General features: G+C 62.8%; 18 protein-coding genes. 14 read left to right on the forward strand and 4 right to left on the reverse strand.

The annotated features are described in order from the left end of the window. Nucleotides 1-15: 15 nt before the first annotated feature. The 8 genes from AC1RWL_RS26535 (at nucleotide 16) to AC1RWL_RS26570 (ending at nucleotide 9,495) form a co-directional block, all read left to right on the forward strand. A complete protein-coding gene (locus AC1RWL_RS26535; RefSeq protein ID WP_256117576.1) occupies nucleotides 16-1,104 on the forward strand; it encodes a hypothetical protein in 1,089 nt (362 codons plus the stop codon). A 190-nt stretch (nucleotides 1,105-1,294) separates the two neighbouring features. Further along, nucleotides 1,295-2,443: a hypothetical protein gene (locus AC1RWL_RS26540; RefSeq protein WP_256117575.1), complete on the forward strand. Its 1,149-nt coding sequence runs from the start codon at nucleotides 1,295-1,297 to the stop codon at nucleotides 2,441-2,443. 36 nt (nucleotides 2,444-2,479) lie between these two features. Then, nucleotides 2,480-4,390 (forward strand): AAA family ATPase, encoded by a 1,911-nt coding sequence (locus tag AC1RWL_RS26545; protein ID WP_493096470.1) that lies wholly within the window; start codon nucleotides 2,480-2,482, stop codon nucleotides 4,388-4,390. A gap of 60 nt (nucleotides 4,391-4,450) precedes the next feature. Beyond that, on the forward strand, nucleotides 4,451-4,699 hold the full coding sequence (locus tag AC1RWL_RS26550; protein ID WP_439624419.1) for a type II toxin-antitoxin system RelE family toxin: 249 nt from the start codon (nucleotides 4,451-4,453) through the stop codon (nucleotides 4,697-4,699). A 12-nt stretch (nucleotides 4,700-4,711) separates the two neighbouring features. Then, entirely contained in the window at nucleotides 4,712-5,119 is a 408-nt protein-coding gene (locus AC1RWL_RS26555) for a helix-turn-helix transcriptional regulator (RefSeq protein ID WP_493096469.1), read from the forward strand. A gap of 10 nt (nucleotides 5,120-5,129) precedes the next feature. Next, nucleotides 5,130-6,431: a DUF6638 family protein gene (locus tag AC1RWL_RS26560; RefSeq protein ID WP_439616109.1), complete on the forward strand. Its 1,302-nt coding sequence runs from the start codon at nucleotides 5,130-5,132 to the stop codon at nucleotides 6,429-6,431. After that, nucleotides 6,424-7,575, forward strand: a complete 1,152-nt coding sequence (locus AC1RWL_RS26565) for a DUF2333 family protein (RefSeq protein ID WP_493096468.1) — start codon at nucleotides 6,424-6,426, stop codon at nucleotides 7,573-7,575. The genes AC1RWL_RS26560 and AC1RWL_RS26565 overlap by 8 nt, the downstream gene beginning before the upstream one ends. Nucleotides 7,576-7,815: 240 nt before the next feature. Further along, nucleotides 7,816-9,495: a formate--tetrahydrofolate ligase gene (locus tag AC1RWL_RS26570; RefSeq protein ID WP_493096467.1), complete on the forward strand. Its 1,680-nt coding sequence runs from the start codon at nucleotides 7,816-7,818 to the stop codon at nucleotides 9,493-9,495. A 38-nt stretch (nucleotides 9,496-9,533) separates the two neighbouring features. On the opposite strand, the gene AC1RWL_RS26575 is transcribed toward AC1RWL_RS26570, so the two are convergent. The 3 genes from AC1RWL_RS26575 to AC1RWL_RS26585 form a co-directional block, all read right to left on the reverse strand. Beyond that, nucleotides 9,534-10,040, reverse strand: a complete 507-nt coding sequence (locus AC1RWL_RS26575) for a DUF1993 domain-containing protein (RefSeq protein ID WP_256117566.1) — start codon at nucleotides 10,038-10,040, stop codon at nucleotides 9,534-9,536. A 202-nt stretch (nucleotides 10,041-10,242) separates the two neighbouring features. After that, on the reverse strand, nucleotides 10,243-10,998 hold the full coding sequence (locus tag AC1RWL_RS26580) for an extensin-like domain-containing protein (protein WP_493096466.1): 756 nt from the start codon (nucleotides 10,996-10,998) through the stop codon (nucleotides 10,243-10,245). Between the two features lie 132 nt (nucleotides 10,999-11,130). Then, nucleotides 11,131-11,439 carry a hypothetical protein gene (locus AC1RWL_RS26585; RefSeq protein WP_493096465.1) on the reverse strand — a complete coding sequence of 103 codons (309 nt, stop codon included), beginning with the start codon at nucleotides 11,437-11,439 and terminating at the stop codon, nucleotides 11,131-11,133. On the opposite strand from AC1RWL_RS26585, the gene AC1RWL_RS26590 reads away from it, so the two are divergent. The 4 genes from AC1RWL_RS26590 (at nucleotide 11,426) to queF (ending at nucleotide 15,538) form a co-directional block, all read left to right on the forward strand. Continuing rightward, nucleotides 11,426-11,722, forward strand: a complete 297-nt coding sequence (locus AC1RWL_RS26590) for a hypothetical protein (protein ID WP_493158529.1) — start codon at nucleotides 11,426-11,428, stop codon at nucleotides 11,720-11,722. The genes AC1RWL_RS26585 and AC1RWL_RS26590 overlap by 14 nt on opposite strands. 114 nt (nucleotides 11,723-11,836) lie before the next feature. Beyond that, nucleotides 11,837-14,026 carry an anthranilate synthase gene (locus AC1RWL_RS26595; RefSeq protein WP_493096464.1) on the forward strand — a complete coding sequence of 730 codons (2,190 nt, stop codon included), beginning with the start codon at nucleotides 11,837-11,839 and terminating at the stop codon, nucleotides 14,024-14,026. 133 nt (nucleotides 14,027-14,159) lie between these two features. Next, nucleotides 14,160-15,071 carry a cation diffusion facilitator family transporter gene (locus tag AC1RWL_RS26600; RefSeq protein ID WP_435267780.1) on the forward strand — a complete coding sequence of 304 codons (912 nt, stop codon included), beginning with the start codon at nucleotides 14,160-14,162 and terminating at the stop codon, nucleotides 15,069-15,071. 2 nt (nucleotides 15,072-15,073) lie between these two features. After that, the gene (queF, locus tag AC1RWL_RS26605; protein WP_493096463.1) at nucleotides 15,074-15,538 is read left to right on the forward strand and encodes a preQ(1) synthase; all 465 of its coding nucleotides are present in this window, start codon (nucleotides 15,074-15,076) and stop codon (nucleotides 15,536-15,538) included. 32 nt (nucleotides 15,539-15,570) lie between these two features. Here the strand turns inward: queF and AC1RWL_RS26610 are convergent, their stop codons facing one another. Continuing rightward, nucleotides 15,571-16,149, reverse strand: a complete 579-nt coding sequence (locus AC1RWL_RS26610) for a HupE/UreJ family protein (RefSeq protein ID WP_493096462.1) — start codon at nucleotides 16,147-16,149, stop codon at nucleotides 15,571-15,573. A gap of 259 nt (nucleotides 16,150-16,408) precedes the next feature. On the opposite strand from AC1RWL_RS26610, the gene AC1RWL_RS26615 reads away from it, so the two are divergent. Together AC1RWL_RS26615 and leuA are read left to right on the forward strand one after the other, a co-directional pair. Then, nucleotides 16,409-16,987 (forward strand): ATP-dependent Clp protease proteolytic subunit, encoded by a 579-nt coding sequence (locus AC1RWL_RS26615; protein WP_256117556.1) that lies wholly within the window; start codon nucleotides 16,409-16,411, stop codon nucleotides 16,985-16,987. Nucleotides 16,988-17,377: 390 nt separating this feature from the next. Continuing rightward, the gene (leuA, locus tag AC1RWL_RS26620) at nucleotides 17,378-19,087 is read left to right on the forward strand and encodes a 2-isopropylmalate synthase (protein ID WP_493096461.1); all 1,710 of its coding nucleotides are present in this window, start codon (nucleotides 17,378-17,380) and stop codon (nucleotides 19,085-19,087) included. Nucleotides 19,088-19,099 lie beyond the last annotated feature (12 nt).

The following is a 19,099-nucleotide window of genomic DNA, read 5'->3' on the forward strand; positions in this document are numbered from 1 at the left end:
TCAAGGGGACAAGGCATGGCCACACTTCAGAATTTCGATGCGGAAATCGAGAAGACCCGCAGCGTCGTCAGCCAGATGCGCAGCAAGATGGAACAGTCGGGCGTCGTGCTCGACCAGTTCGCCAAGGCGGACACCAAGCTCGGCGACGTCAATTTCGACATCGAGAACGCCCGTATCTCGGACGTCATCAACCAGCAGAAGGTGATGGAGGGCAATATTGCCGATCTCATCATCGGGCTGGAGGATGCGACCAACATCTTCGGCACCGAATTCGAGAGCATGAAGAGCTATACGGGCTATGAAAAGTTCATCGGCATCTTCTCCAAGCAGAAGATGCAGCGCATGCGCACCGACCGCGTGCGCAATATGTCGCTCGCCGGCAACCTCCAGGAACTGCTCTCCAAGTCCGACACGATCGTCGGCATTTTGAAGGAGCAGAAGTCGATCCTCGACCAGCGCTACAAGACCTCGGAAGCGAGCCTCGTGCAGGTGATCGAGCGCCGCAAGGGCACGATGGTCAATCTCGAAGCGACCCAGAAGCGCATCGAGGAGCTGAACCCGCTGCTCATGGACCTCGAAAACCGCATCGCCGCCTCGACCGACCAGAAGAGCCGTACGGAACTGGAAGGCGAGCGCTCGGCGCTGGCGACCGAATACAACATGATGCAGGCGAAGGAGCAGGAGCTGCTGGCCGAAAGCCAGACGCTGGAACGCTACACCTCGATGTTCCAGACCTTCGTCGATTCGCTCAACAACCAGATCGCCGCGCAGAACACGCTGATCAACAAGCTGACCATCGATACCGAGCAGCGCATCGTGCTCTACAAGGCGCTGGAAGATTCGTTGAAGACGGCCGCCCAGCAGGACGTGGCGCACAAGATCAACACGCTCGGTTCGCAGGTCGATACCGCGGCGGAAGAGACCATGGCTGGCATCGGCTCGGCCGCCCAGCGCCATATCGGCGACCTTCTCGAAATGCACGAGAAGAACATGCTGTCGACCCAGGATATCCAGCGCCGCAAGAAGCTCGCCGACGATGCGTTTGCGCGGCGGTTCCAGGCTGTGATGGACAAGCACAACACTGCGAATTACGTGAAGCAGTGATGGTTGCAGGCATGCCATTGCCCCTCACCCTAACCCTCTCCCCGCAAGCGGGGAGAGGGGACGTGCCCCACGAACGGTCATTGTTTTGGGAAACCGGCGCGGCATATCTCCTTCGCCCCGTTTACGGGGAGAAGGTGGCCGGCAGGCCGGATGAGGGGCAGCCCGGACCTGCCCGTGAGGATGCTGTCCAATGAACGCCCCCGCCGACAGCGCCGTCGCGCAATATTTCTCCACCATCCGCTCCGCCCTCGGCGGCCTCGAAATCTTCCTGGCCGACCGCAATTCGCCGCTCTACCGCAACTCCGTAGTCGGCGAGATCGTCGTGCCCTATCTCGCCCGGCTGAAGGCCTCCTTCGCCTGCTGGGAGAACCGCATCGGCTTCATCGACCAGTTCCGCGTCTCGCGCGCCGAAAGCGGCTTTCCGGTGTTCCAGAACGTGCTGGAACTGGAAAACGACCGGCAGACGGCGGAAAAGCGGCTCGCCGCCATTCCGAATGCCGATCAGCTTCGCGGCGAGATGGCGGATTTCATCCTGCGCCAGAAGGCCTTCCCGACCGATCTTCAGGGGCGCATGGCCGAGCGGCTCTATCTGGAGCAGATCGGCAAGGGCGACATCTTTTCGCCCTTCGTGCTGCCGGAAACGATCCGCGTCGCGGTCAACCCCAAGACCATGCGGCCCTATTACATCGTCTGCTGGGGCGCCTTCGATGGCACGGCGACGCTGCCGATGGTCTACATGGCGACGATCGAGGATTCGAGCGAGAACGTCGTGAAGATGCTGGTCGGGCAGGACGGCAAGCTCAACCCGGACGTGGACATCCCGCTGCCCGTCGGCGGCCTGCTCAATCCGGAGCTTGCCAGCCGTTTCGACGATTTCACGCTGAAGAACAGCGCCTATTCGCTGACGCCCGCGACGATCGCCACCAATCTCGACAAGGATTTCCCGACGCTGCACCCCAAGCAGCTTCGCCGCATCGTGCTCGGGCCGTTCTATTCGGCTGGCATCACCGAGAACAATGCGCGGGTCAACGAGATCCTCTCCAAGGTGCGCAAGCCGGAAAACGCCTGGCTGCTCACCTGGACGGTGCAGGAGGTGTTTTCCAAGGCCGAGCGCCCGGCGCAGAAGGGTTTCTGGAGTTCCACGCCGGCGCAGGAAGAATTCCACATCGAGACCAACGATCTCGAAGCCGCCCGCATGGGCGTCAGCACATACGAGAAACATGCGCTTGTGCCGCACGATGCCTACCAGGCGCTCTATGCCGCAGGCGAGACCGCCGGCATCTTCGGCGCCTATAAGGTGCATGTGATTTCCGGAAACCAGGTGATCAGCGAGGGGTAGAAACCCTTCCCGCCGAATTTTCAAAAGGACTCCGCCATGAGCCTCAATGCCGGACTGACGACGATCCACGAAGACGACATCGCCAAACATCAGGCGGCGGCGCAGAGCCTCGTCACCAAGCTCGTCATCCTCGAAAGCGAGGACGGCAAGAGCGGCACGACGCTCGCCGGCACCGGCCGGCGTTTCGTCTCCACCGTTTCGACGGCGGGCACGCGGCGCACGCGCGAGGTGGAGCTGGCCAAGACCATCCAGTCCGTGCGCGCCGCCGATCCGCTGCTCTCGCCCCAGCAGCATGCCGTGCTGTTCCGCTCACGGCGCGGCCTGCAGGTGGCGCTCGCCGTCACCGATGCCTTCTCCCGCCAGACCAATCTCGAAGGCCTGCAATCGCGCAATCTCGCGTCGCCCCTGGCTGGCGACGAGGCGAACCAGTTCAAGGCACTGCTCGCCGCCTCCGCCTATATCGCCGCCTTCACCTTCGCCGCTTATCTCGGCTCGACGCTGCCGGGCGAGGGGGAGCCGGTGGAGGACGGCGGCGAGCCCGACTATCTCTTCGACACGCCGCAGGATGCACTGAAAAGCATGATCGCCGGCCTTGAGCACACCATCGCCGGTGCGCCCGACGATGCAGCACTCGTCAGCCGCGCGCGCGCCTTTTCGCGCGTCGCCATCGAGGGCCTGATTGGCCGCCGTGCGCGCTTCACCGGCCTTGCCGGCTTTGAGAATGCGCATATCCGCATCGAGCAGGACGATTTCACGCTCTCCGGCTTCGACGTGGCGCCCGGCCAGAAGCGCAAGCCGCTGACGATGACTTTCAAGAAGCCCGAGGAGATCATCGGCAACCACATCGCCAAATACCAGGCGATGAAACTCGCCAAGATGCTGGTCGCCTATGATTTCGAGCGGCAGTTGAACCCGTTCGTCGAACTCGGCGGCTTCCTCTTCACCTTCATCGGTGACGGCATGCCGGGCACCGGCAAGACGATCCTCATCCAGATGCTCGCCGGCCTCGTCAACGACTATTGCCAGACCGCGGGCTACGCCTTCCATTACGAGAATTTCGGCGTCGACCAGATTTCTTCCTACCAGGGCAAATCCGGCCAGAACTGCAAGGAATTCGTCAACAACGTCATTAACCCCAAGGCGATCGGCTTCGGCACGATCGACGACGTCGACCAGGTCGCGGCCAAGCGCTCCGACGACCGGGCGTCGGCCGGCCAGCACGAGGTGACGGCGGTGCTGATGGAAAGTTTCGCCGGCGCCTCGACGGTCATTCGCGGCAACTGCACCTTCGGCATGTTCTCCAACTATCCCGAAAACGTCGACGACGCTCTGCGCCAGCGCGCTGGCGCCCGCTGGCTGGTCGACGGGCCGCAGACAGAGGACGACTATATCGATATCTTCGCCATGCTAGTCGGCAAGAACCATTCGATCCCGCTCGGCGAGCACAAGCTCTTCGAAGGCCAGGAGATCAAGCGCGCCGTCTCGACCTCCTACGAGCAGCATGCCAAGCCCCAGGAAGACGGCCTGCTCGCCGTCTGGGAGGCGCATGAGAAGGAGCACGGCGCGGTCAAGTCGCTCGCCGATGTCGGCGCCTACCTGCACCGCATCAAGATCGCCGAACCGCGCTTCACCGGCCGTGCCATTAAGAACATCACCGACGCGATCAAGATGCGCGCCATGGACGTAGAACTGCCGGACGACTGGTTCACAACGGCGGATGCCTTCATGCACAAGGGCTACGACGAGAAGAAGGCGATGATCGAGGAGCTGCGCGGCCCCATCTCGATGGAGATGGTGCTCCAGGAGATCAACCGCTACGCCGATTCCGAATTCCGCTACACCGACAAATCCGACGACGCCGCCGTCACCGACATCATCCGCCGCGAGCGCCAGCGCGAAAAGGCGATCCGCGAGATGGAGACGATGAAGGCGGAGGGGCGGTGGTAGAGGTGGGGATTAGCTGACAGCGAATTCTATTGCCTGTTCCGATGGCGGGGCTTAGTGTCTATGAAACAGGTTGTTTTCCATGCCCCTGCCTTGCGGACGCTCGCGCGGATACCGCGAAACGAGGCCGACAGGATCAGAGCGAAGATTTATCAGTATGCTGCTGATCCGGACGCGCTGAAGGCGAATGTGAAGAAGCTCCAGGGACGGACGGGCTTCAGATTGCGGGTTGGAAACTGGCGTGTGATTTTCGACGAGAATGGCGACGTTCTTGACGTACTTGAAGTTGATAGTCGCGGAAGCATTTACTGAAGGGAGCGTGTGATGAACAAGGTAACCAAGTTTACCACGCCGAGCGGTGATGAGATGGTCGTGCTTGCGCGCGCCGAATATGATGCGCTCGTCGAAATGGCGGAAATGCTTGAGGACGTTGCCGCATACGACGAAGCGAAACGGCGCATCGCGGAAGGCGACGATCTACGGGTCCCCTCCGAATTCGTCGACCGGCTGATCGATGGAGAAAACCCGATCCGTGTCTGGCGCGATTTCCGTGGCATGACGAGCAAGGACCTGGCAAAGGCGATCGGAATAAGTGCGGGCTATCTTTCCGAGATCGAGACCGGCAAGAAGGAAGGCAGCCTTTCGGTTTTCAGGAGCATCGCCAAGGCGCTTCGCGTCGACCTCGACGACCTCTTCTGGGGCGAGGACAGCAAACGGCCGGTAAGCGAGTGATCCAAGACGCATGAAACGCCTCCTCGAAGCCGAATTGATCTATGGGCGGCTTTTGCCAGTCGATGAGCCGCATCTGGTCGAGCGCTATAACAAGGCGCTGGACGGGTTTGGCATGCGGCGCACGGCGCTTACCAGTTTCCGCATCGACATGACGGGGTTTTCGCCGGAGATCGCCGATGAACTCGGCGACCGGGACTATCTCGATCCGAACCGGGTCAACCGGCGCTTCGTCATCATGACGCCGGAGCAGGTGAACCTGCCGGTGGTGCATACGAGTTTTTCGAACACCGCAGCCCTGATGCACGAATTCTTTTCGGCCAATGCGCGGGCGATCAACGCGATCACCATCCGCGATGCGCTCTATGGCGAGATCGAGGACTCCGTGTCCGTCGTCAACGACATCGACGACCTGCTGTCGATCAACGAGGTGCGCTTCAAGGTGCTTTCGGCCGAGGACATGCTCGGCAAGGCGGGGGAATTGCGTGGGCTGGTCGACCGGCTGAAGACGGTGCCGAATGCCTGGTCGGACGATGCCATGCTCAACCGCATGGTGGAGCTTGCCAAGCAGACCGGTGACATCCGCCAGAACGCGCTGGTGCCCGACCAGCTCGTCTTCCGCCACGAGGCCTATTGGGCGAACCATTTCGGCGGCGTTTATGTCTTCCTCGACGACAAGACGACGACGGTGATCTGCGATCCGACCGTGCCGGGTTTCCGCCGTTCGCGGCCCTGGCAGGTGAGCTACATCGCGCTGAACGACCACAAGCGCATCTTCGAGTTCCTCTCCTCGACCAAGCGGCTGGAGCTGCCGCGCGCCTCCTGGGTCGAGCAATCCGGCCTCTTCCAGCACCGGGCGGATATGACGGTCGTCAATCTCGTCAACCAGGGCGATCCGACGAGCGATCTTGAAAAGGCCGACAGGATCTGGCTGCAGACCTGGATGCACCGCAATTCCGAGCTTGTGGCGCGTGACGGCACCTATCCGTTCCTGCAGGAGGCGATCCGCACCGTGGCGGCGACGGGCGAGATCAAGATCAACGAGGTGCCGCCGGAACGGCGTTTCCTCGTGGTGCGCGCAGCCCCCGAACATCCCGACCAATGGCTGGTCAACCGCCTGATTTCACAGATGGTTCCCTATGACTTTGTGTCTCGCTTCGTCTTCGACAAGCAGGGTTTCTACGCGGCCTACGAGCAATATAGCGAAAAGTTCCGCGAGTACGTTGTTGCGACGTTGACGCGGACCTATCTGCAAGACAAGGCTGGCTTCCGCCGAAAGCTGTACGGCATCAGAGAGGACGATACCAATGCTTGACCCGATCGTGGCGTTTTTCCAGCGCATCTTCGCGGCCATCGGCCGGGGCATCGGCCTGGTGATCGCCTGGATCCTCTGGCCGTTCATGGCGGCGGCGAACTGGTATCGGGCGCGCGGCTGGATCATCAAGGGGCCGATCGGCATCGGCCTTCTGGTCCTGTTCGGGCTCTATGCCTATTTCGTCTGGCAGGCCCAGGTGTGGAGCGGCTTCAACCCGGATTATGTGAACAATTACAATCTCGCCCAGCGCAAGCAGGATGCCGGTGTCGCCTCGACGGGCGCGGCCGCAACCACGCCGGCAGCGGGCGAGGTGGCGGAGCCAGAACCGAAAACCTGCGTGCGTTCGGCGATCGTCGACGTCACGGCGGACCTGATCGACTACAATGTCAACCAGAATGCCTGGATCTCCTCGATGCTGCTCTACAAGCTCGGGCTGTTCGGGCTCGACTGGGACAAGACGCCGTGGTTCGACAACAAGGCATCGTTCCAGCGCGGCATCAACCAGGCGGTGCGCCGCACCTCCGTCGAGCTGGTCGATTCGCTCGGCCGCGTGCGCGGCACGTCGGGCATCAATGCCGATCTCCAGCGCGCCCGCGGCAATATCCAGTTCGATGAGGAGACCTGGTATTTCGGCTCGGATTCGCTGCTGCCGAAGACGCCGACGCCGAACTATTACCGCACGGCGATGGCGGACCTGCGCAAGTTCAACACCTCGCTCGAATCCTGCGAGGCGATCTTCGATGGCCGATCGGACAACCTGATCGAGTTCCTCGACCGCATCGCCAACGATATCGGCTCGACCTCCGCGATCATCCGCGAGCGCTCGGAATTCCACAATGGCGGCTGGTTCGATACGCGCGCCGACGACCGCTTCTGGTTCGCCTATGGCCAGCTCTATGGCTATTACGGCATCCTGTCTGCGGCCGGCGCGGATTTCGACGCGGTCATCAAGGCGCGCGGCATCGAGCCGATCTGGGCGGAAAGCATCAAGCAGCTGCGCTCCGCACTCAGCATCCAGCCGGCCATCATCTCGAACGGCCGCGAGGACGGCTGGATCATGCCGACCCATCTGGCGACGATGGGCTTCTATATCCTGCGCGTGCGCTCCAACCTCGTCGAAATGCGCGACGTGCTGGCACGGTGATCGAATAGGGAGTTGCGAATAGCGAGCAGGGCTAAATTCTATTCGCTATTCGCTATTCGCTATTCGCTTCCGCCGCAAATTTATCGCTCCGTGTCGTTTTTAACCCAGCAAGCGGCAAATTCCGGCGTGGCGCGGCGGGCGGCTTCACGCTGAAATGGCGGGGCAAATAACAAGGGAAAACGCCGCCTTCGGGAGAGGAGACCCGGCGGCGGACGTTTTGCCAAGAGGGAGCGACACTGCATGGCCGACGTGAAATCCGACATCGAAATTGCCCGCGCCGCAAGCAAGAAACCGATCATCGAGATCGGCGGCAAGCTCGGCATTCCGCCCGAGCACCTGCTGCCCTATGGCCATGACAAGGCGAAGATCAGCGCCGAGTTCATCGCCGCGCAGAAGGGCAAGAAGAACGGCAAGCTGATCCTCGTCACCGCCATCAACCCGACGCCGGCGGGCGAGGGCAAGACGACGACGACGGTCGGGCTTGGCGACGGCCTCAACCGCATCGGCAAGAAGGCCATCACCTGCATCCGCGAGGCCTCGCTCGGCCCGTGCTTCGGCGTGAAGGGCGGGGCTGCCGGCGGCGGCTATGCGCAGGTCGTGCCCATGGAAGACATGAACCTCCACTTCACCGGTGATTTCCACGCCATCACCTCGGCGCACAACCTGCTTTCCGCGCTGATCGACAACCACATCTACTGGGGCAACGAGCAGAACATCGACATCCGCCGCATCGCCTGGCGGCGCGTGATGGACATGAACGACCGGGCGCTGCGCCACATCGTTGGCTCGCTCGGCGGCGTTGCCAACGGCTATCCGCGCGAGACGGGTTTCGACATCACGGTGGCCTCCGAAGTCATGGCGATCCTGTGTCTTTCCATGGACCTCAAGGATCTCGAAAAGCGCCTCGGCAACATCATCATCGGCTATCGCCGCGACAAGTCGCCGGTCTTCGCCCGCGATATCAAGGCGGATGGGGCGATGACGGTGCTGCTCAAGGACGCCATGCAGCCGAACCTGGTGCAGACGCTGGAGAACAACCCGGCCTTCGTGCATGGCGGCCCCTTCGCCAATATTGCGCATGGCTGCAACTCGGTGATCGCGACGACGACGGCACTGAAGCTTGCCGATTATGTGGTGACGGAAGCCGGTTTCGGGGCCGATCTCGGGGCGGAAAAGTTTTTCGACATCAAGTGCCGCAAGGCCGGGCTGAAGCCGGATGCGGCGGTTATCGTGGCGACCGTGCGCGCCATGAAGATGAACGGCGGCATCAAGAAGGACGAGCTCGGCAAGGAGAATATCGAGGCCGTCAAGAAGGGCTGCGCGAACCTTGGCCGGCATGTGCAGAACGTCAAGAAGTTCGGCGTGCCCGTCGTCGTTGCGATCAACCACTTCATTTCCGATACGGATGCCGAAATCCAGGCCGTGAAGGATTATGTGGCGACGCTCGGCGCGGAGGCCATCCTCTGCAAGCACTGGGCGCAGGGCTCCGCCGGCATAGAGGCGCTGGCGCACCGGATCGTTGAGCTTGCGGAATCCGGCCTGTCGCAGTTCTCGCCGCTCTATCCGGATGAGATGCCGCTGTTCCAGAAGATCGAGACGATCGCCAAGGACATCTATCATGCCGGCGAGGTGATCGCCGACAAATCGGTGCGCGACCAGCTGCGCGTCTGGGAGGACCAGGGCTACGGCCACCTGCCGGTCTGCATGGCCAAGACGCAATATTCCTTCTCGACCGACCCGAACCTGCGCGGCGCGCCCTCCGGCCATACGGTGCCGGTGCGCGAGGTGCGGCTATCGGCCGGCGCGGGCTTCGTCGTCGTCATCACCGGCGAGATCATGACCATGCCCGGCCTGCCCAAGGTGCCGTCCTCGGAGAAGATCTTCTTGAATGAAGAAGGCTTTATCGAGGGCCTGTTCTGACAAAAGAGGGGCGCTTCGGCGCCCCTCCCGCTTTCGGCTTACGTGCGGCCGAGGAAGTCGAGCTTGCCGACGGGTACGCCGTTGTGGCGCAGGATCGCGTAGGCGGTCGTGAGGTGGAAGTAGAAGTTCGGCAGCGCGAAGGTCAGCAGGTAATCCTTGCCGGTGTAGGTCACATCCTGGCCGCGCGACTTTATGACCACGGTGCGTTCCGCGGCACCCTCGAAGCCCGATTCCGGCACGGTGGCGAGGTAGGAGACGGTCTTTGCGATGCGGGTGCGCAGGTCGGCCAGCGTCGTCTCGTCATCGGGGAAGCTCGGGGCGTCCGTGCCGGTGAGGCGCGAGGCGGCGCCCTTTGCCGTGTCGCTCAGGCGCTGGATCTGGCCGGCGAGCGAGAGCATGTCGGGCGAGAGGCGGGCATTCACCAGCACGTCCGTCTTGATCTTCTTTTCTTCCGCAAAGGCCTCGGCCTTGTCCAGCAGTTTCGTCAGCACGGTGAAGCCGCGCTGGAAGGTGGGGATCGAGATTTCGTAAGGGGAGATCGACATGGTGGGGGACCTTTGAGGTGGAATGATTGGGCCGGAGCCGGCCGCCCTACAGATAGGTGCCGCCGTGCCGCCTTTTGAGGAGTGCTAGAACATTTCCGCTTTTCTTCGAATCGCGAAAACGCTCTATCTCTTTGTTTTAACGCAATTCCGGACGCAAAACCGCTGCGCACTTTTGCTGGAATTACCAGGAAATAAACGGTGCCTACCAGCAATAGCGGTAGCCGCCGCGCCGTTCCTTTACGTCGAGATGCAGGTGGTTCTGGTGGGCGGCGTCGCTGCCGGGGTCGAGCACGGTCGTGAAATAGAGGCAGGCGGCCTCGGTGATCGCGCGCTGGAAGGCGCCTTCCATGGTGGAATCCTTGTCGGCCGGGCGGATGGTGAGGGTCTTGCCGCTCTTCAGCGTGAAGCCCGCGACATCCACCGCATTGCCGAAGGCGTGCTCGGAAATCCTGCCTTCTTCGGCGCCGTTGCGGTTCTTGCAGACATAGGCGGAGGCCTGGGCGAGGACCGTGATCGTCTCGCCCGGCATGGCGGCTTCGAGCGAGGGTTTGACCGATCCCTCCATCCAGCGCGAAAGCTGGAGCGCGGTGTCGCAGCGCACCGTTGCCTCGGGCTCGACCTTGATGCCGCCCGGCAGGCCCTTGAGCAGCACCGGCTTGTCGATGCCGCAGGCCTTGCCGTCCTCGACGGCGGGCGCCTCCTCGAAGGTCGCGCCGATGCTTTTGAGCTCCGCCCGGCAGGCCGCCTGTTCCTGGCCGTCTTCCTGCGGGCGCTCCTTGGCCTTGTCTTCCTCTTCCTTCGCCTTGCGCGCGGCCTCGGTCTTCGCGGCGTCGTCCTTCACGGCCGGATCGGGTACGGCCTGATCGGGCGTCTCCTTGGCGTCCTCCTTGGCCTGCTGTTCCGGCCGGGCAGCGGGAAGCGGGCCTTCCTTCGGCAGGTCGGCGGCGCCAGTGAGCACCAGCGTGGCGGCAAGCAGAACTATGCGATGGAGCGTTGCGATGGGTCCGTCCCCCGGCTGATTATATCAGCCGACAGGCTGATCGTATCAGCGGGGAAACGCCGGGGAATGGATTTGGTTGCCGGATTTTCGTTAGATGCCGGCGCCGTACACGATTTCCATGGAGGGCGGGCAGGAGCCGGCACAGTCGTCGATGATCGTGCGCACGCGCTCGATGAGGTGGATGCTGTCGCCGGCGTCGTTGCTCTCGATCAGTTCGAGGAACAGGCGCACCATGGCGTGCGCCTCGTCGACCGTGCGCGGCTCATGGCGATAGATCGCATCGAAGACGCTGGCGATGCGGCCGTCCAGCGCCTTGAATTCGGGGGACTCGTATTGCTCGATCGTATCCGCCAGCAGGAGCTGCATTTCGCGGAACTGTTCCACCATGACGGAAACCATGGGTATTTGCCTTGATATCAATACTCTTCTATGGCCGCCATTAGCACATGCTCAAGAAAGGAGCAAATGCCGCGGCATGGTGAAAATTCGCCATATTGACAGATTGTTTCGCCGCACTAAGCCGCCGCGCACGGTGTGTAACGGCCGGTGGTGCGCCGGCGCAACATCCGGAAAGCCAGCGGTAAACGGCCGCAATCGGTCTTGCGCGCCGCAAAACTTCAGGCTAACACTCGTCGCCATGGAAAAGATGATCATCATTGCTGGTTGGTGGTGGGCTCGCTGAGGCGGCCTTGACCAGTCATGCGTGATTGAGACGACAAGCCGCCCGAAACCTTCGAGGCGGCTTTTGCTTTTTTAAGCCGCCTTCAAGGGAGCGGGCCTGAAACGGAGTTGGGGAATGGCCACGAAAATTCTGGAAGACGGCGCGGAAGCCTACGAGACGAAGGGCGGCGTGACCGTCACGCGTCGCCGGCGCGCGACAGATTATGCGAACTCGATTTCCGCCTATGTCGGCAAGCTCGATGAGCGGCGCGGTGCGGTCTTCTCGTCGAACTACGAATATCCGGGTCGCTACACCCGCTGGGACACCGCCGTCGTCGATCCGCCGCTCGGCATCTCCTCCTTCGGCCGTGCCGTCTGGATCGAGGCCTACAATGCGCGCGGCGAGGTGCTGCTCTCTCTGATCGCCGATCGCCTGGCTGCGGTGCCGGAACTCGCTCTCGGCGCCCGTACGGCGACCCGTCTCGATCTCGACGTGAAGCTGCCCGACCGGGTCTTCACCGAGGAAGAGCGCTCCAAGATGCCGACGGTGTTCACGGTGCTGCGCGCCGTCACCGACCTCTTCCATTCGGACCAGGACGCGAGCCTCGGCCTCTACGGCGCCTTCGGCTACGACCTCGCCTTCCAGTTCGATGCGATCGAGCTGAAGCTGAAGCGCCCGGACGACCAGCGCGACATGGTGCTTTTCCTGCCGGACGAGATCCTCGTCGTCGACCACTATGCCGCCAAGGCCTGGATCGACCGCTATGATTTCGCCAAGGACGGGCTTTCCACGGAAGGCAAGGGGGAGGCGATCGAGCCCGAGCCGTTCCAGACGGTCGACGTCATCCCGCCGCACGGCGACCATCGCCCCGGCGAATATGCCGAGCTCGTCGTCAAGGCGAAGGAGAGTTTTCGCCGCGGCGACCTGTTCGAGGTGGTGCCCGGCCAGAAATTCTTCGAGCGCTGCGAGAGCAAGCCTTCGGAAATCTCCAAGCGGCTCAAGGCGATCAATCCGTCGCCCTATTCGTTCTTCATCAATCTCGGCAACCAGGAATATCTCGTCGGCGCCTCGCCGGAAATGTTCGTGCGCGTGTCCGGCCGGCGCATCGAGACCTGCCCGATTTCCGGCACGATCAAGCGCGGTGAAGACCCGATCGCCGATTCGGAACAGATCCTGAAGCTGCTCAATTCGAAGAAGGACGAGTCCGAACTCACCATGTGCTCGGACGTCGACCGCAACGACAAGAGCCGCGTCTGCGAGCCGGGTTCGGTCAAGGTCATCGGCCGCCGGCAGATCGAGATGTATTCGCGCCTCATCCACACGGTGGACCATATCGAGGGGCGGCTTCGCGACGACATGGACGCCTTCGACGGCTTCCTGTCCCATGCCTGGGCGGTCACCGTCACCGGCGCGCCGAAGCTCTGGGCAATGCGCTTCATCGAGGCGCATGAGAAGAGCCCGCGCGCGTGGTATGGTGGGGCGATCGGCATGGTCGGCTTCAACGGCGACATGAACACGGGGCTGACGCTGCGCACCATCCGCATCAAGGACGGCATTGCGGAAGTGCGCGCCGGCGCGACGCTGCTCTACGATTCGAACCCGGAAGAAGAAGAAGCCGAAACCGAACTGAAGGCATCCGCCATGATTGCAGCCATTCGTGACGCCAAGGCCGGCAATGCCGCAAAGGTCCAGCGCGACGTTGCCTCCGTCGGGGCAGGGGTGAATATCCTGCTCGTCGACCACGAGGACAGTTTCGTGCACACGCTCGCCAACTACTTCCGCCAGACCGGCGCGAACGTGACGACAGTGCGCACCCCGGTGCCGGAAGAGGTGTTCGACCGACTGAAGCCCGATCTCGTCGTTTTGTCGCCGGGTCCGGGCTCGCCGAAGGATTTCGACTGCAAGGCGACGATCAAGAAGGCGCGCGCCCGCAACCTGCCGATCTTCGGCGTCTGCCTCGGCCTCCAGGCGCTCGCCGAAGCCTATGGCGGGGATCTGCGCCAGCTCGCCATTCCCATGCACGGCAAGCCCTCGCGCATCCGCGTGCTGGAGCCCGGCATCGTTTTCTCCGGCCTTGGCCGCGAGGTGACGGTCGGCCGCTACCACTCGATCTTCGCCGATCCCTCGACCCTGCCGCGTGATTTCATCATCACGGCGGAGAGCGAGGACGGCACGATCATGGGCATCGAACATGCCAGCGAACCCGTCGCCGCGGTGCAGTTCCATCCGGAATCGATCATGACGCTCGGCCAGGATGCCGGCATGCGCATGATCGAGAACGTGGTGGCGCACCTCTCCAAAAAAGCCAAGGTAAAAGCCGCCTGAGGCTTTGACAAAACGGCCGAACTGGCCGATAGCAGGCCCAAGAGAAAACCGCGTGCACGTCCCCGTGCGCGCGGTTTTGCGTTGATGGGCACGGCTTTTGCAACTCGGTTGCATCTGCATGGAAAGAACGGCCATGGAAAACACGGATAGCAAGACGGTCAAGCGGCTGGCGCTCTGGGGCATTCCGCTGTCGCTCGGCGTGATGGGGCTGAAGCTCGTCGCCTGGTGGGTGACGGGTTCGGTGGCGCTGCTGTCGGATGGCATGGAATCGAGCGTCAACGTGGTCGCCGCCATCGTCGCCTTCGCGGCCATCACCTATGCGGCAAAGCCCGCCGACAAGACGCATCCCTTCGGCCACCACAAGGCGGAATATCTTTCGGCGGTTCTGGAGGGCGTGCTGATCGTCGTCGCGGCGCTGCTCATCGTGGCGGAAGCACTGCCCGCGGTCATGGCGCCGACGCCCATCGAAGCACCGGCGCTCGGCCTCGCCATCAACTTCCTGGCCGGCGTCATCAATGCGATCTGGGCCTTCGTGCTCATCCGCGCCGGCCGGCGCTATCGCTCGCCGGCGCTCTCGGCGGATGGCCAGCATATCCTGTCCGACGTCGTCACCTCGATCGGCGTGCTCGTCGGCCTCGTGCTGGCGATCGCGACGGGATACGCGGTCCTCGATCCGCTGCTGGCGGTGCTGGTCGCGCTCAACATTCTGTATCAGGGCTGGAAGGTCATCGCGCATTCGGTCGACGGGCTGATGGACCATGCGGTGGAGCCGGAGGAGGCCGATGCCATCCAGGCGGCCATCGCCGCCCATGGCGCGGGCTCGCTCGGCGTGCATGATCTGAAGACGCGGCGGGCCGGCTCGGCGACCTTCGTCGACTTCCACCTGGTCGTGCCGGCATCCATGCCGGTCGGGCAGGCGCATGACATCTGCGACCGGATGGAGGATGCCATCCGCACCGTGCAGCCCGGCGCGCAGATCGCCATCCATGTCGAGCCCGAGACGGAAAAGGCGCATGGTATCAGGGTCAAGATCGAGGAGGCATGACGATGAGCAAGACGGACGTATCGGGACTGTCGCAGCTGGGGCAGGCCGTGGAGCTTCCCATCAATCCGGAAACCGCGGTGCTGGAAAAGGTGCCGAGCAACCACGCCGGCACGGATTTCGTCGTGCGCTTCACGGCGCCGGAATTCACCTCGCTCTGCCCGATGACCGGCCAGCCGGATTTCGCGCATATCGTCATCGACTACATTCCGGATGGCTGGCTGGTCGAATCGAAGTCGCTGAAGCTCTACCTTCATTCCTTCCGCAACCACGGCGCCTTCCACGAGGATTGCACGATCGACATCGCCAAGCGGCTCGTCGATCTCTTGCAGCCGAAATGGCTGAGGATCGGCGCCTACTGGTATCCGCGCGGCGGCATTCCGATCGATGTGTTCTGGCAGACGGGGGAGGCGCCGAAGGGCGTCTGGCTGCCCGACCAGGGCGTGCAGCCCTATCGCGGACGCGGATAAGGCGGCGGCGGTCGCCCGCCGCCCCTTAAAGATCAGCCGAAGGCGAGGGCGAGGCCGGCAAGCGCCGTTGCGCCGCCGATGATGCGGGCCGCGATCGCGCCGCCGGAAAGCCGCGCGATGCCGAGACCAAGCCCGATGCCGGCGCCATGCAGCAGCGCGGTCGCGATGACGAAGCCGATGCCGAAGGGCAGCGCGCCGGCCGAGCCGAGTTCGCCGCCATGGGCATGGCCATGGAAGAGCGCGAAGACGGCGACGATGGCGGCCGACACGACCGTGTCGAGCTTCACCGCCATGGCGACCAGCAGGCCGAGTGCCACGACCGAGGCGAGGATCGCGGGTTCGACGAAGGGCAGGGCGATGCCGGCGAGCGCGAGGCCGAAGCCAAGCGCCATGGTCGCAACGAAGGCGGCCGGCACGGCCCACAGCGCCTTGCCGCCGATCTGCGCCGCCCACAGGCCGACGGCGACCATGACGAGGATATGGTCGAGGCCGAACAGCGGATGCGAGAAGCCGGCCATGAAGGAGCCGTGCTCTTGCGGGTTGAGATGGGCAAAGGCCGGTGCCGTCGTGGCGGCGAGCGCTGCAAGCGCCAGCGTAATGCGTCTGATCATGATGTCCCCTGTTGCGCCGGTGGGAGCCCCGGCGTTTCGTCACGAATTTTTGTATCCTATGAAGGGCGTTTGGGCCCGTCCATACGCAAAATGCGCAATTCCCCAGGTTGTACGACAAGTGGCCGCGGCATTTACCGTCTTTTCGAGTGGCGCGGACGTGCTCTATCGCGCGCTATCGGTTTTGTTGCATTGTCTTGGCCGGTGAGTCGCATTATCTGACAGCGACAGGACTATTCTGACGAGCAATCGGAGATTTTGCATGAGCGACGAGGACGACAAGAAGACGGAACTGCCCCTGGGCAAGGAAACGGAGGCGAACCTTTTCAAGTCGCGTTCGATCTTCATCTATGGGCCGATCAACCAGGAACTGGCGCAGAAGGTCTGCTCGCAGCTCGTGGCGCTCGCCGCAGCCAGCGACGAGGACATCCGCATTTACGTGAATTCGCCGGGCGGCCATGTCGAATCGGGCGATTCGATCCACGACATGATCAAGTTCATCAAGCCGAAGGTCTGGATGATCGGCACGGGCTGGGTCGCCTCCGCCGGTGCGCTGATCTATGTCGCGACGCCGAAGGAACGCCGGCTTTGCCTGCCGAATACCCGCTTCCTGCTTCATCAACCGTCGGGCGGCACCCGCGGCATGGCGTCTGACATCGAGATCCAGGCCCGCGAGATCATCAAGATGAACGAGCGCCTGAACCGGATCTTCGCCGAGGCCACCGGCCAGCCGATCGAGAAGATCGCCAAGGACACGGACCGCGACTATTGGCTTTCGGCTGAAGAGGCCAAGGGCTACGGCCTGGTCTCGCGCATCGTCACCTCGCAGGGCGACATCTGAGGCTTTTTTGCCTTTCCGAATTGACGAAGCCCTCCCGTCGTGGAGGGCTTTTTCTTTTGGGCGCTTGCGCTTTGCGCCTCCCGCCGGTATAGACGGCCTCATGTTGAAGACCAGCGCACAGATCATCGAACGAGTTTCCCGCGGCAGCGCAGCTGTTCGTGAGCGTTCGCGCGGCTTCTCCTCGCTTCTTCTTCTCGGCCTTACGCGCGGTTGCCGGGTTCGTTGAGGAGCGCCCGGCGGCCGAAAAGCCCGCCCAGGCCATAGCTCCTCGTTTCACCCTACGTATTAATTCCGGTTTGGCCGCCCACGGCCAGCATTCGCCGTCGCAAAATGCGCACGCTTGCGCTAAGACGCTTTCGCGAATGCCGGGACGACGAAGAGACGAAGACGATGATTTTGAAGACCCATACGCCCAAGCAGGGCATGCCCGAGGCCGCCGCCAAGTACCAGGCCTACCCGACCATCAACATCCCGGACCGCACCTGGCCCGGCAAGGTGATCACCGAGGCGCCGATCTGGTGTTCGGTGGACCTGCGCGACGGCAACCAGTCGCTGATCAACCCGATGGGCCACGACCGCAAGGCCCGCATGTTCCAGCTCCTGCTCGACATGGGTTTCAAGGAAATCGAGATCGGTTTCCCCTCCGCCTCGCAGACCGATTTCGACTTCGCCCGCTGGTGCGTCGAGCAGGGCAATGTGCCGAAAGATGTTTCCTTGCAGGTGCTGGTGCAGTGCCGGCCGGAGCTGATCACTCGCACCTTCGAGGCGCTGGAAGGCGCGCATAACCCGATCATCCATTTCTACAACTCCACCAGCGAATTGCAGCGCCGCGTGGTGTTCGCCAAGGATGTTTCCGGCATCAAGCAGATCGCCACCGATGCGGCCAAGATGATCACCGACATGGCCGCCAAGGCCGGCGGCGGCTACCGCTTCGAATATTCCCCGGAAAGCTTCACCGGCACCGAGCTGGAAGTGGCGCTGGAGATCTGCAACGCGGTCGTCGAGATCGTCAAGCCGACGGCCGACAACAAGCTGATCCTCAACCTGCCCTCCACCGTCGAGATGGCGACGCCGAACATCTATGCCGACCAGATCGAATGGATGTGCCGCAACATAGACAACCGCGAGAACGTCATCATCTCGCTGCACCCGCACAACGACCGCGGCACCGGCATCGCCGCCACCGAACTCGCCTTGATGGCCGGCGCGGACCGCGTCGAGGGCACCCTGTTCGGCAATGGCGAGCGCACCGGCAATGTCGACGTCGTCACGCTGGCGCTCAACATGTACACGCAGGGCGTCGATCCCAAGCTGGATTGCTCCGACATCGAGCGCATCAAGGCCGTCTACGAATATTCCAACGAAATGGCCATTCCGGAGCGCCACCCCTATGTCGGCGAACTGGTCTATACCGCTTTCTCCGGCTCGCACCAGGACGCCATCAACAAGGGCATGAAGGCCATCAAGAAGGCCAACAAGCCCTTGTGGGAAGTGCCGTATCTGCCGATCGACCCGCAGGATGTCGGCCGCTCCTACGAGGCGATCATCCGCATCAACTCGCAGTCCGGCAAGGGCGGCATCGCCTATATCCTGCAGGAAGACTACGGCATCAACCTGCCGCGCAACCTGCAGGTGGAGTTCCGCGAGGAGATCCAGCGCATCACCGACGAGGAGGGCGTCGAGCTCCCCTCGAAGCGCATCCACCAGAGCTTCATGGACCGTTACGTCACGCAGCCCGGCACGCGCCTGCGCTTCGTCGATCACCACACCTATCCGGACGATGCCGGCCAGAAGGGCACGCGCATCGTTGCGGCCGAGGTCACCGACGGCGGCGAGACGAAGCGCATTGAAGGCAAGGGCACCGGCCCGATCGACGGCTTCATCAACGCGCTGTCGATCTATCTCGGCATCCCGATGTCGGTGGCGGATTATTCCGAGCACTCGCTCCAGCACGGCTCGAACGCAGCCGCCATCGCCTATGTGGAAGTCGAGCATCCGGGCGGAAAACTGTTCGGCGTCGGAATCAACACCAACATCGTGACGGCCTCGCTCGAAGCCATCGTTTCGGCCGCCAACCGCGTGCTCGCGATCCGCGGCTGAGCCGTTTGCGCG

The organism is Shinella sp. GW821-FHT10F02 (assembly GCF_058809275.1).

What these genes read in the sequence shown, in the direction of transcription:
- AC1RWL_RS26615 (WP_256117556.1), top strand. Translation starts at nt 16,409, where the DNA reads ATGAGCGACGAGGACGACAAGAAGACGGAACTGCCCCTGGGCAAGGAA.
- AC1RWL_RS26595 (WP_493096464.1), top strand. Translation starts at nt 11,837, where the DNA reads ATGGCCACGAAAATTCTGGAAGACGGCGCGGAAGCCTACGAGACGAAG.
- AC1RWL_RS26560 (WP_439616109.1), top strand. Translation starts at nt 5,130, where the DNA reads ATGAAACGCCTCCTCGAAGCCGAATTGATCTATGGGCGGCTTTTGCCA.
- AC1RWL_RS26585 (WP_493096465.1), bottom strand. Translation starts at nt 11,439, where the DNA reads ATGGTTTCCGTCATGGTGGAACAGTTCCGCGAAATGCAGCTCCTGCTG.
- queF (WP_493096463.1), top strand. Translation starts at nt 15,074, where the DNA reads ATGAGCAAGACGGACGTATCGGGACTGTCGCAGCTGGGGCAGGCCGTG.
- AC1RWL_RS26600 (WP_435267780.1), top strand. Translation starts at nt 14,160, where the DNA reads ATGGAAAACACGGATAGCAAGACGGTCAAGCGGCTGGCGCTCTGGGGC.
- leuA (WP_493096461.1), top strand. Translation starts at nt 17,378, where the DNA reads ATGATTTTGAAGACCCATACGCCCAAGCAGGGCATGCCCGAGGCCGCC.
- AC1RWL_RS26550 (WP_439624419.1), top strand. Translation starts at nt 4,451, where the DNA reads ATGAAACAGGTTGTTTTCCATGCCCCTGCCTTGCGGACGCTCGCGCGG.
- AC1RWL_RS26590 (WP_493158529.1), top strand. Translation starts at nt 11,426, where the DNA reads ATGACGGAAACCATGGGTATTTGCCTTGATATCAATACTCTTCTATGG.
- AC1RWL_RS26535 (WP_256117576.1), top strand. Translation starts at nt 16, where the DNA reads ATGGCCACACTTCAGAATTTCGATGCGGAAATCGAGAAGACCCGCAGC.
- AC1RWL_RS26570 (WP_493096467.1), top strand. Translation starts at nt 7,816, where the DNA reads ATGGCCGACGTGAAATCCGACATCGAAATTGCCCGCGCCGCAAGCAAG.
- AC1RWL_RS26555 (WP_493096469.1), top strand. Translation starts at nt 4,712, where the DNA reads ATGAACAAGGTAACCAAGTTTACCACGCCGAGCGGTGATGAGATGGTC.
- AC1RWL_RS26565 (WP_493096468.1), top strand. Translation starts at nt 6,424, where the DNA reads ATGCTTGACCCGATCGTGGCGTTTTTCCAGCGCATCTTCGCGGCCATC.
- AC1RWL_RS26575 (WP_256117566.1), bottom strand. Translation starts at nt 10,040, where the DNA reads ATGTCGATCTCCCCTTACGAAATCTCGATCCCCACCTTCCAGCGCGGC.
- AC1RWL_RS26540 (WP_256117575.1), top strand. Translation starts at nt 1,295, where the DNA reads ATGAACGCCCCCGCCGACAGCGCCGTCGCGCAATATTTCTCCACCATC.
- AC1RWL_RS26610 (WP_493096462.1), bottom strand. Translation starts at nt 16,149, where the DNA reads ATGATCAGACGCATTACGCTGGCGCTTGCAGCGCTCGCCGCCACGACG.
- AC1RWL_RS26545 (WP_493096470.1), top strand. Translation starts at nt 2,480, where the DNA reads ATGAGCCTCAATGCCGGACTGACGACGATCCACGAAGACGACATCGCC.